Source organism: Micromonospora mirobrigensis (assembly GCF_900091555.1).
In the GTDB taxonomy this organism is placed as follows: Bacteria; Actinomycetota; Actinomycetes; order Mycobacteriales; family Micromonosporaceae; genus Micromonospora; species Micromonospora mirobrigensis.
The window spans coordinates 94,653-106,141 of the sequence record NZ_FMCX01000012.1; the positions used below are offsets into that span (position 1 = coordinate 94,653).

Sequence of the window (11,489 nt, forward strand, 5' to 3'; positions counted from 1 at the left end):
CCGCCCACCCGAAGGGCGCACCGGGCCGGGTGAGCCGCCGCGGCCCCCACCACCCCCTGGCGGGAACCGCGGCGACCCGACCGGACGCCCGCGCGGAGGGGGGGTTCCGCGCTGGCGCCGGCTCAGCGCAGCCCGTACGCCCCGATCACGGACTGCTCGACGGTGCTGCCGGCGCCGTCGGTGGCCCGCACCCGCAGCGAGACGCCGCCGGTCCCGGCCGGCACGGTCGCCGTCCAGGCGGCGCCGGAACCGGTGACCGGGGCGGCCCGCCAGTGCGCGCCGTCGTCGAAGGAGACCTCGACGTCGACCCGGGCGCCGGTGGGCGCCGGCAGGCCGGCCTGGTGGCGCAGGGTCAGCCCCACCCGGTGCGGCCGACCACCGTCGACCGTGCCGGACAGGTCGGTCGGCACCCGGTAGTCCAGCTGGAGCAGGGGCAGCGGCGCCGGGTCGGTCCCGACCGGCCGGGCCGAGGTGAACTCCCAGGCGGTGTGGGTCCGCGCGGCCCACCGCCACTCCTCGGCGCCGCGGGTGGTGTCCAGCTCCAGTCGGTAGCGCGCCCGGTCGGCGACGGTGACCACCGGCTCACCGGTGGACAGGTCGGCGACCTGCCGGCCGTCGCGCCACAGCACCGCCCGGACCGTGTCCATGCTCTCCCCGTCGGCGCCGGACCAGTGCCCGTCGGCGTCCACGAAGGGGGCGATCCGCAGGTCGAGCAGGTCACCGCTGCGGCTGGCCGTCGAAGGCCCGGCCAGGGCCGGCCGGACCACCGGCGCGAACCAGCTGCGGGTGGCGCTGCTGCCCCCGGTGTAGCGGCGCAGCGGCTCGGTGGCCCCGCCGAGCAGCTGGCCGTCGCTCCACACGTAGAGGCGGCTGGCCCGCTGCCGCCACAGCGAGTCCCCGGCGCTCACCCACTCCTCGCGGGCGGTGCCGGTACGCACGATCCGCTGCGTCTCCAGCGCGAACTGCTGCCAGGGCCGCCAGCCGAACCGCTGCTCCTTGGCCCAGGCGAAGCCGCCGGTGTCGACGTACCGGGTGGTCAGCCGCGCCGAGTTGGCGGCGGTCACCCGGTGCACCACGGTGGCCGGCACCTGCTGGCGGGAGACCTGGAACACGTCGTACAGGTAGGGGCTGGACACGGTGACGGCGAGCTGGACGCGGGCCCCGCGCGCGGCGGCGGCCAGCACCCGCTGCCCGTCGTCGTAGGGCAGCGCCATCGCCGGCACGGCGAACCGGTCGCCCTGCGGGCTCCACGACGTCCACGCGCTGCGGTCGGCGGGGCGGACCACCAGCACCACGGCGGCGCCGGCGGCGGCCGCCGCCGCGACCTGCTCCTCCTCGGAGCGGTCCGGGCTGGCCGAGACCAGCGCCGCGGCGCCCCGCACCCCGCCCAGCTCGTCCGGCGCACCCGTGCCGGCGTCCACCAGCGGCAGGTCGCGGTGCAGGTCGGCGTCGGGCGACTGGTACATCAGGTTGACGTCCAGCGGCCCCCTCACCCCGGTCACCCTGGCCCGCACCATCGGGGCGACCAGCTGCCACCGGGAGGCGAACTCGAACTCGCCGTCGGTGACCCGGGCCGTCGGGGTGACGTTGAGCCGGCCGATCGTGCTGAACTGCATGACGCCGTGGTCGATCTGCCGGCCGTTGCCGAAGACCCGGTGCACGTAGTACGCCAGGGTGGTCTGCTGCTCGGCGGGCTTCGGCGTCTCGATCCGTACCGGGGTGGCCCGCCGGGCGTCCAGGACGACGGTCACGTCACCGGTGACCGACAGCTGCGGGTCGACCAGCAGGGTGGACTGCTCGTCCAGCGGGACGCCGTCCTCGATGACGGCGTGCATCAGGTAGGTCCCCTCCTCGACGGTGAAGGTCACCTCGCCGCCCTCGGGGATCCAGCCCAGGCTGTCCGACTCGGGCTGCTCACCGAAGAGGGTCACCACCGGCACGCTGGTGGACCGGCCGGACCGGTCCACCCCGCGCAGGGTGACGGTGTGCCGGGGGCCGCTGAGCGTGGCGGCCAGCGCGGTGCGGGTCTGCACGCCGTCCGCGCCGGTGGCGACCAGCCAGCCGCCGTGCCGGCCCCGGTCCAGCTTCGCCGGGTCGGCGGTGACCGACACCGGCACGGTCGCCCCGGCCGGGACGGTCACCTCGTCACCGCCGAGGGCGAAACCGTCCGGCTCGTCGGCGTTGCGGTCGACGTTGCGGACCTCCAGCCGCAGCCGCAGGGTCTGCGTCACGCCGGTGAGATTCGTGTACGCGACCTCGCGGCGCAGCCCGTCGCCGGGTGTGGCGGGGTCGATGCGCCGGAAGTCGGCGACCGCCGAGGCGTACACCCGCTGGCCGAGGGCGCGGGCCACGTCGACCCGGCCGCCGCCCTGGGCGAACACGCTCTGCCCGGCGGCGCCGCGAGCGGTGCTGACCAGGGCGTCCTTGAGCCGGTCGGCCCGCCAGTCCGGGTGGTCCTGGGCCAGGATGGCGGCGGCGCCGGCGACGTGCGGGGTGGCCATCGAGGTGCCCGACGCGGCGGTGTACCGGTCGTCCACCGGCTCGCCCATCGTCGTGCCCGCGGCCCGGGCGGCGACGATGCCGACGCCGGGCGCGGTGATCTCCGGCTTGACCGCGTTGTCGCCGACCCGGGGGCCGCGGCTGGAGAACGGCGCCAGGGCGTCGTCCCGGTCGACCGCGCCCACGGTGAGCGCGGCGTCGGCCGCGCCGGGGGCGTTGACCGCGTAGTCGGCGCCGGAGTTGCCGGCGGCGACCACGAACAGCGTCCCGGTCTCGGCGGTCAGGTCGTTCACGGCCTGGCTCATCGGGTCGGTGCCGTCGGTCGGGGACCCGCCGAGGCTCATGCTGACCACCCGGGCGCCGGAGCGGGCGGCCCACTCCATGCCCTCGATGATCCACGAGTCGTAGCCGGAGCCGGAGTCGTCCAGCACCTTGCCGACGACCAGCCGGGCGCCCGGCGCGACACCCTTGCGGGTGCCCCCGGCGGCCGCCCCGCTGCCGGCGATGATCGACGCGACGTGGGTGCCGTGGCCGTGACCGTCGGCGACCCCGCCGGCGCCGGTGAAGTCCCGGCTGTCGGCGATCCGGTCGGCCAGGTCCGGGTGCCCGGCGTCGATCCCGGTGTCGAGCACCGCGACCTTCACCCCGGCGCCGTCCCGCCCGGCCGCCCAGGCCGCCGGCGCGCCGATCTGCGCCACGCTGCGGTCCAGCACCGGGTGGACCCGGCCGTCCAACCAGACCCGCTCCACGCCGGCGCCGAGCCGGCCGCTCGCGGTGGCCGCCGCGACCCCGGCCCCCTGGGCCCGCAGCGCCGACCAGAGGCCGCCCAGCTCGCCCTTGCCGACGGCGAGGGCGGCCCCGTCGATGCTGGGCAGCGGACGTACGTCGGTGGCGGTGGCGGCGAACGCGCCGGCCCGCCGGTTCGCGCCGTCGCGGTAGCGGACGATCAGCGGCAGCCGACCGGTGTCCGCGTCGCCGTAGCCCTGCGCGACGAGCTCCTCCACGTCGAACAGGTCCGGGTCGAGCACTCCGCTGGCCAGGTACGGCACCACGTCGCTGGGGAGCACCCGCAGCTGCCCGTCGACCGTGACGGTGTGGAAGGTGACCCGCTCGCGTCCGGCGGCGGGCCGGACGGTGACGGTGGCCCGGCCCGGCGCGACCCGGTCCAGCTCGACCACGTCACCGGTGATCAACGTGACCCGGGCCGGTGCCGGTGCGGCGGCGCCCGCGGCCGGTGGGGTGGCCGGCGGGGGCGGGCCGGGCGGCTCGGCGGACGCCGGTGCGGCGACGCCGGCCACCAGCACGGCGGTCGCGCCGAGGGCGAACCATCGCGGGGGCCAGTTCATGGGTGCTCCTTCGCTGAACGACTCGGCCGCCCGCGAAGGGCGACCCGTCGGAGTCTGCGATGGAGATCAACCCCGGGTCACTACCCCCGGCCCGCCGCACCGGCGACATGTCGCCAGGTGGACACGACCGGGGGCGGTCACCGGCACGCCCGGTGACCCGGGCGACGCGCAGCGCTCAGCGGCGGCTGCCCCGCCAGCCGTGCACCGGGAGGCCGAACTTGGCCACCAGCCGGTCGGTGAACGGGCGCGCCCGCAGCCGCACGATCCGCACCGGCAACCCACCGCGGCGCACCGTCACCCGGGCGCCCGGCGGCAGGTCGTAGACCCGGCGGCCGTCGCAGGCGAGCACCGCGAGGGTGGTGAACGGGTCGACGGTGATGACGAAGGTCGACGTGGGCGCGGTGACCAGCGGCCGGCTGAACAGCGCGTGCGCGCTGATCGGCACCAGCAGCAACGCCTCCACCTCCGGCCAGACCACCGGCCCGCCGCCGGAGAACGCGTACGCAGTGGAACCGGTGGGCGTCGCGCAGACCACGCCGTCGCAGCCGTACCGCGACAGCGGCCGACCGTCCACGTCGACCAGCAGCTCCAGCATCTGGGCGCGTTCGCCCTTCTCGACGCTGATCTCGTTCAACGCCCACGACTCGATCGTCGGACCGCCCTCGAACTCGGCGGTGACGTCCAGCGTGAGCCGCTCGTCCACGGTGTAGTTGCGCGCCACCACGTCCCGCACGGCCACGTCGAGGTCGTCGATCTCGGCCTCCGCCAGGAAACCCACCTTGCCCAGGTTGATCCCGAGCAGCGGGGCCTTCGCCGGCCGGGCCAGCTCGGCCGCGCGCAGGAACGTGCCGTCCCCGCCGAGCGCGAAGACGATCTCGGCGCCCTCGGCCGCCTCGGCGCCGGTCACCGGCACCACGCCGGGCAGGTCCAGGTCGTCGGCCTCCTCGGCCATCACCCGCACCTCGAACCCGGCCGTGATCAGGTCCGCGGCCACCGCCCGGGCGTGCTCGGTGCTCCGCCGCCGGCCGGTGTGGGTGACCAGCAGGGCCGTCCGGTCCGCACTCATGGGGCCGCCTCCTCCGTCTGCGTCGGGTCCGGCTCGTCGCCGGACGTCGCCAGGCCCTGCGGGCCGGCCGCGACCACCGCCCGGACCCGCCGCGGGTCGGCCGGCGGCGCGTCCCGGCGTAACCATACGAAGAACTCGACGTTGCCGCTCGGCCCGGGCAGGGGGCTGGCCGTCACGTCGGCCAGTCCCAGTCCCAGTCCGGCGGCCGTCCCGGCCACGTCCAGCACCGCCTCGGCTCGCAGCGCCGGGTCGCGGACCACCCCACCGGCGCCGACCCGCTCCTTGCCCACCTCGAACTGCGGCTTGACCATCAGCGCCAGGTCACCGTCGGCACGGGTGCAGGCGGCCAGGGCCGGCAGCACCAACCGCAGCGAGATGAACGACAGGTCGGCGACGGTCAGGTCCACCTGGCCGCCGATGGCCTCCGGTGTCAGCGTACGCACGTTGGTGCGCTCGAAGACCCGGACCCGGTCGTCGGTGCGCAGCGGCCAGGCCAACTGGCCGTAGCCGACGTCCACCGCCACCACCTCGGCCGCGTCGGCCCGCAGCAGCACGTCGGTGAAGCCGCCGGTCGAGGCGCCCGCGTCGAGGCAGCGCCGGCCGGCGACGGCCAGCCCACCGGGGGTGAAGGCGGCCAACGCGCCGGCCAGCTTGTGGCCGCCGCGCGAGACGTACTCGGTGCCGGGGTCCTCGCCGGTGACCAGCAGCGGATCGGCGGGGTCGACCATCGCGGCGGGCTTGCCGGCGACCACCCCGCGGAGCTGGACCCGGCCGGCGCTGACCAACGCGGCGGCCTGCTCACGGGAGCGGGCCAGGCCGCGACGGACGAGTTCGGCGTCGAGCCGGTTGCGACGTGCCATGGGTGGTGCTTCTCCGCCTCGGTCAGGCCTGGTCGATGCCGGCCAGGGTCTCGCGCAACGTGTCGTACGCCGCTTCGTACTGGGGGATCTGGTCGGCCGGGGAGAGCGCCGCGGCGTTCTCCATCGCCTGCACGGCGGCGTCCACCGCCGGGTGCCGGACGTCGTCGACGTCCTCGACCGGAAGCGGGGCCACCGGCCGCTCGCCCGCGGGCTGGCCGGGCCGCGCCGCGGGCGGCGGACCGGGCCGGGGGCCGGGCATCGGTCCCGGCCGGAACGGCCCGCTCACGAGCGGGTCCCGACGCCGGTGTGCCGGGTCACCGGTCGTCGTCCGCGGGCCGGCGGGCCGGCGCGGCCTTCTTCGCTACCGTCGGCGCCGGCTGGTCGTCGGTACGGGCAACCGTGGTCGGCGCCTTCTTCGCCACGGCCTTCTTGGCCACCTTCTTCACCACCGCCTTGCGGGCCACCGGGGCGGCGACGGGCGCGGCCGGGGAATCCTGGGCCGGCGCGGCGGTGGGCGCGGATGCAGCCGGGGCGGGCGAGGTCGGGCCCGGGACCCGGTCGGACGTGGGGGCGGTGGGGCCGGACCGGGGCGCGACCGGCGACGGTCCGGTCACCGGCGCCACCTGGCCGCCCTTGGCCTCCCGCAGCCGGCTCTCCAGGTCGTGCACCCGGCGGGTCAGCTCGGCCACCTCGTCGGCGGTGGCCAGCCCGACCGCGCCCAGCGCCCGGTCGACCTCGAACCGGACCAGCTTGGTCAGCGACTCCCGGTTCGCCACGCCGGTGGAGACCAGTTCCTCGCCCAGCGCCTGGAGCTGCGCCGCGGTGGCGCCGCCGGAGCCGACCAGTCGACTGACGACGTCCTGAACCCTCTTCCGGGGCGCCTCCGTCAGGCCCATGGCCAGCTCGAGGTAGGCGCGCCACGCGTCCTGCATGCCCTGAGTCCTTCCGCGGGGTGGGGTGTGCAGGTGTCACGCTACCGGGCCCTGGGAAACACCCGGTGCGGTACCGTGCCGGGGGAACGGCGTGGCGTGCGGTGAGGAGACGATGTGGCCAGCGTGGACGAGTGCCGACAGGCGTTGCAGGAGCTGGCGGCCCGACTGGACCGGCACGCCGACATGCAGGAGCGGATCGACCTGGACCGCACGCTGGCCTGCCGGGTCACCGACCTCGACACCGCGTTCCACGGGCGGCTCACCGGTGGCCGGCTGGTCGACCTGACCGACGGCGACGACCCGAAGGCGAAGATCGCGCTGAGCACCACCAGCGACGACCTGGTCGCCCTGCTCCGCGGCGAACTGGACGTGACCAAGGCGGTGGCGGCGCGGCGGGTCTCGATCAAGGCCAACCCGTTCGACCTGATGAAGCTCCGCAAGCTGCTCTGAACTCCGCCGGCCCTCAGGCCAGGCCGAGCGCCTCGAGGGCCGCTTCCGCGTCCGGTGACGCCGGCCGGACCAGCGGTTCGACGCCGGCCGACCAGGCGGCGGCGCAGAGCGCCGCCAACGCGTCCAGGGGCCGGCCGGCGCCGTCGAGCTCCAGGTCGCGCCCGGTCACCCGGACCGACCAGTCTGCTGCGGGCGAGGTGGCGGGCACCCGGACCAGGGCCGCCGGGTCGAAGAGCCCGGCGAGGTCCCGGGAGACGTACGTCGGTCGTCGCTCCGGCGGGGCCGCCAGCAGCTCCGGTACGTCGCTGACCCCGGTGAGCACCAGCAGGCTGTCCAGCCCGGCGCGGCGGGCGCCCTCGATGTCGGTGTCCAGCCGGTCACCGACGACCAGGGTCCGCCCGGTGCCCGCCCGGCGGGCCGCCGTGGCGAACAGCGCCGGTTCCGGCTTGCCCACCACCACGTCCGGATCCCGTCGCAGCGCGGTACGCAGCGCCGCCACCAGGGAACCGTTGCCCGGCAACGGGCCGCGCCCACTGGGCAGCGTGCGGTCGGTGTTGGTGGCGATCCACAGCGCCCCGGCCCGGATCGCCACCGACGCCTCGGCCAGGTCGACCCAGCCGACCTGCGGGCCGTAGCCCTGCACGACCGCCGCGGGCTCGTCCTCGGCCTGCTCCACCGGGCGCAGCCCGGCGGCGCGGACCTCCGCGCGCAGCGCCTCCGCGCCGACCACCAGCACGGGCGCGCCGGCGGGCAGCCGGTCGCGGAGCAGCGCGGCGGAGGCGGCGGCCGAGGTCAGCACCTCCTCCGGCCGGGCCGGTACGCCCATGCCGGTGAGCAGGTCGGCGACCTCGCTGGATCGGCGGGACGCGTTGTTCGTGGCGTACGCGACGGCCCGGCCCTCGGCGTGCAGCCGGCCGACCGCCTCCACGGCACCGGGGATCGGCCGGTCGATCAGGTAGATGACGCCGTCCAGGTCGAACACGACCAGGGCGTACCCGTCGACCAGCCGTTCCCCGGCGCTCGTGGTCATCGCTGCGCCGACTCCGGTTCGTCCCCGGTGCGTCCGGTGACCTCACCGGTGGCGACCGGACCGGTGGGCTCGGCCGCGCCGGCCTGCGGGCCGGTCAGGTCCGCCCCCTCGACGGGCTCGCCGTCGGTCCGCTCGTCCGCGGCGCGCTCGTCGGTGGTCGGTGCGTCGGCGTCGAGGTCGTCCTCGTCCTCGTCGTCGTAGTCGTCGTCGTCGTAGTCGTCGTCGCGGTCGTCGTCCTCGTCCTCGAGGTCGTCGTCCTCGTCCTCGAGGTCGTCGGCGTCGGCGTCGGCGTCGGCGGTCAGGTCACCGGCGGCGGCGGTCAGGTCGGCGTCCGGACGGGCCGCGACCGCGCCCGGCGTCCCCGGGCCGGCGGCGATCTCCTCGCCCGACTCCTCGTCCTCGTCGTCGCCCTCGATGACCACGCCGTCGAGCTCCAGCAGCCGCTCGGCGGCGTCGGTCTCACCCTCGGCGTCCACGTCGGAGGCCCGGGAGAACCACTCGCGGGCCTCCTCGCGGCGGCCCACCGCCAGCAGCGCGTCGGCGTACGCGTAGCGCAGCCGGGCCGTCCACGGCTCCGGCGTCTCGGTGGTGAGCTCCCGCACCTGCAGCATGGCCACGGCCGCGTCCTTCTGGCCGAGGTCACCCCGGGCGCCGGCGGCCACGATCAGCAGTTCGATCGCCACGGCCTTGTCGAGCTTCTCCTGGTCGGCGCCGCGGAACAGGTCGATCGCCCGCTCCGGGCGGCCCAGCGCCCGCTCGCAGTCGGCCAGCACCGCGAGGTGGCTCTGCAACCCGGTCATCCGGTGGTACGTCCGTAGCTCGGCGATCGCCGTCTGCCACTCCCCCGTGTGGTACGCGGCCAGCCCGACCGCCTCCCGCACGGCGGAGATCCGGGACGCGAGCCGCCGGGCCGCCAGGGCGTGCGCCAGCGCCTCGGCCGGGTCCTCGTCGATCAGCTGGCCGGTCGCGACCAGGTGCCGGGCGACGGTCTCCGCCACCGGCTTGTTCAGCGAGAGCAGCTCCGCGCGGACGGCGGTGTCGAGGTCGCTCGCGACGATCTCGTCCGGCAGGGCGGGCGCCGACGAACGGCCACTCTCGCCGTCCTCGGACCGGTCCCGCCGGTCGTCGTCACGGTCGCGCGGCGCGCTGGCGCCGTAGCCGCCCTCGCGACGCCGATCGTCGAAGCCACGGCGCTCGCCGTCCCGCTCGGTACGCGCCCGGTCGCCGCCGCGGAACCCGCCCTCACGGTTGTCACCGCCGCGGAAGCCACCCTCGCGGCGGTCGCCGCCGCGGAAGCCGCCCTCACGCGGCGCGTCGCCGTCGCGGCGGAAGCCACCCTCACGTGGACCCGAGGACCGGAAGCCACCCTCACGACGGTCCCCACCACGGAAACCACCCTCGCGGCTGTCACCACCGCGGAAGCCGCCTTCCCGGCGCTCACCGCCGCGGAAGCCACCCTCACGGTTGTCACCGCCCCGGAAGCCACCCTCGCGCGGCCCGGACCGGAACCCGCCCTCACGGTTGTCTCCACCGCGGTTGTCTCCACCGCGGAAGCCGCCCTCACGGCGCTCGCCGCCGCGGAAACCACCCTCACGGTTGTCACCGCCCCGGAAGCCACCCGCGCGGGCGCCACCCTCACGGCGGTCGCCGCCGCGGAAGCCGCCCTCACGCGGCGCGTCGCCGTCGCGGCGGAAGCCACCCTCACGCGGACCCGAGGACCGGAAACCACCCTCACGCGGACCCGAGGACCGGAAGCCACCCTCACGGCGGTCCCCACCACGGAAACCGCCCTCGCGGCTGTCACCACCGCGGAAGCCGCCCTCACGGCGCTCGCCACCCCGGAAACCACCCTCACGGCTGTCACCACCGCGGAAGCCGCCTTCCCGGCGCTCACCGCCGCGGAAGCCACCCTCACGGCTGTCACCGCCCCGGAAGCCACCCTCGCGACGGTCCCCGCCGCGGAAGCCGCCCTCACGCGGCGCGTCGCCGTCGCGGCGGAAGCCACCCTCACGCGGACCCGAGGACCGGAAGCCGCCCTCACGACGGTCCCCACCACGGAAGCCACCCTCGCGGCTGTCGCCACCGCGGAAGCCACCCTCACGACGCTCGCCGCCCCGGAAGCCACCCTCACGGTTGTCACCGCCGCGGAAGCCACCCTCCCGACGGTCGCCGCCGCGGAAGCCACCCTCGCGGCTGTCGCCACCGCGGAAGCCGCCCTCACGGCGCTCGCCACCCCGGAAGCCACCCTCGCGAGCGCCACCCTCACGGCGATCGCCGCCGCGGAACCCGCCCTCGCGGTTGTCGCCACCGCGGAAGCCGCCCTCACGCGGACCCGAGGACCGGAAGCCACCCTCGCGGCTATCCCCACCACGGAAGCCACCCTCACGACGGTCGCCGCCACGGAAGCCACCCTCGCGGGCGCCACCCTCGCGCGGACCGGAGCGGAAGCCGCCCTCGCGACGGTCGCCGCCACGGAAGCCACCCTCGCGGGCGCCACCCTCGCGCGGACCGGAGCGGAAGCCACCCTCGCGACGGTCGCCACCAGCGCCACCGCGGAAACCACCCTCGCGGTTGTCGCCACCGCGGAAGCCACCCTCACGGGGACCCGAGCGGAAGCCGCCTTCGCGACGCTCACCACCGCGGGAACCGCCGTCACGGTCGCCGCCCCGGAAACCGCCCTCACGGCGGTCGCCCCCGGCGCCACCGCGGAAACCACCCTCGCGGTTGTCGTCACGGCGGAAACCACCCTCACGGCGGTCACCCCCGGCGCCACTCCGCTGGCCGCCGGCGCGGTCGTCGCGGCTCCCGCGGTACGGGGGACGGTCGTCACGACGGGCGTCGCCGCGCCCCTGCTGACGGTCGGTACGGTCCTCGTAACGACGGGGGCGATCGCCGCCCTGCGGTCCTGAACTCACGGGTACATCCTTCCTCATGCGTCTCCGAGGACGCTAACGCAGTCAAGGGCCGACCCTCACTGGGGCGGCCCTCGACTGGAATGTTTGTCCGGCGGCGTCCTACTCTCCCACACCCTCCCGAGTGCAGTACCATCGGCGCTGGAGGGCTTAGCTTCCGGGTTCGGAATGTGACCGGGCGTTTCCCCTCCGCCATGACCGCCGTAACTCTATGAACATGTCAAACACACCGGTAAACCGTCACGGGTGTTCGCTTGTTCAGAGTTGCACAGTGGACGCGTAGCAGCTTCGTAGTCAAGTCCTCGGCCTATTAGTACCGGTCACCTGAACCCGTTACCGGGCTTACAGTTCCGGCCTATCAACCCAGTCGTCTAGCTGGGGGCCTTACCCCACC

The 11,489-nt window shown here is 75.9% G+C and carries 9 protein-coding genes and 2 rRNA genes; 2 read left to right on the forward strand and 9 right to left on the reverse strand.

Annotated features, from left to right (window positions below; genetic code table 11):
* Positions 1 to 122 precede the first annotated feature (122 nt).
* The 5 genes from GA0070564_RS27255 to GA0070564_RS27275 form a co-directional block, all read right to left on the reverse strand.
* Positions 123 to 3,845 (reverse strand): S8 family serine peptidase, encoded by a 3,723-nt coding sequence (locus GA0070564_RS27255; protein ID WP_091615469.1) that lies wholly within the window; start codon positions 3,843 to 3,845, stop codon positions 123 to 125.
* Positions 3,846 to 4,020: 175 nt separating this feature from the next.
* Positions 4,021 to 4,911 (reverse strand): NAD kinase, encoded by an 891-nt coding sequence (locus GA0070564_RS27260; protein ID WP_091615472.1) that lies wholly within the window; start codon positions 4,909 to 4,911, stop codon positions 4,021 to 4,023.
* A complete protein-coding gene (locus tag GA0070564_RS27265; protein ID WP_091615475.1) occupies positions 4,908 to 5,771 on the reverse strand; it encodes a TlyA family RNA methyltransferase in 864 nt (287 codons plus the stop codon). The genes GA0070564_RS27260 and GA0070564_RS27265 overlap by 4 nt, the downstream gene beginning before the upstream one ends.
* A 22-nt stretch (positions 5,772 to 5,793) precedes the next feature.
* Positions 5,794 to 6,030: a hypothetical protein gene (locus GA0070564_RS30075; RefSeq protein WP_091615541.1), complete on the reverse strand. Its 237-nt coding sequence runs from the start codon at positions 6,028 to 6,030 to the stop codon at positions 5,794 to 5,796.
* A 55-nt stretch (positions 6,031 to 6,085) separates the two neighbouring features.
* On the reverse strand, positions 6,086 to 6,703 hold the full coding sequence (locus GA0070564_RS27275; RefSeq protein ID WP_091615478.1) for a phasin family protein: 618 nt from the start codon (positions 6,701 to 6,703) through the stop codon (positions 6,086 to 6,088).
* Between the two features lie 114 nt (positions 6,704 to 6,817).
* On the opposite strand from GA0070564_RS27275, the gene GA0070564_RS27280 reads away from it, so the two are divergent.
* Positions 6,818 to 7,153 (forward strand): SCP2 sterol-binding domain-containing protein, encoded by a 336-nt coding sequence (locus GA0070564_RS27280; RefSeq protein ID WP_091615482.1) that lies wholly within the window; start codon positions 6,818 to 6,820, stop codon positions 7,151 to 7,153.
* A 13-nt stretch (positions 7,154 to 7,166) separates the two neighbouring features.
* Here the strand turns inward: GA0070564_RS27280 and GA0070564_RS27285 are convergent, their stop codons facing one another.
* Both GA0070564_RS27285 and GA0070564_RS27290 read right to left on the reverse strand, forming a co-directional pair.
* A complete protein-coding gene (locus tag GA0070564_RS27285) occupies positions 7,167 to 8,183 on the reverse strand; it encodes an HAD-IIA family hydrolase (RefSeq protein ID WP_091615486.1) in 1,017 nt (338 codons plus the stop codon).
* Positions 8,180 to 9,202 carry a tetratricopeptide repeat protein gene (locus GA0070564_RS27290; RefSeq protein WP_245670305.1) on the reverse strand — a complete coding sequence of 341 codons (1,023 nt, stop codon included), beginning with the start codon at positions 9,200 to 9,202 and terminating at the stop codon, positions 8,180 to 8,182. The genes GA0070564_RS27285 and GA0070564_RS27290 overlap by 4 nt, the downstream gene beginning before the upstream one ends.
* Between GA0070564_RS27290 and GA0070564_RS29550 the strand changes: the two genes are divergently transcribed.
* Entirely contained in the window at positions 9,104 to 11,092 is a 1,989-nt protein-coding gene (locus GA0070564_RS29550; protein WP_091615490.1) for a hypothetical protein, read from the forward strand. The two genes, GA0070564_RS27290 and GA0070564_RS29550, sit on opposite strands and share 99 nt — an antisense overlap.
* 92 nt (positions 11,093 to 11,184) lie before the next feature.
* Here the strand turns inward: GA0070564_RS29550 and rrf are convergent.
* Positions 11,185 to 11,301, reverse strand: a 5S ribosomal RNA gene (gene rrf, locus GA0070564_RS27300).
* Positions 11,302 to 11,385: 84 nt separating this feature from the next.
* Positions 11,386 to 11,489, reverse strand: a 23S ribosomal RNA gene (locus tag GA0070564_RS27305); the annotation flags it as partial.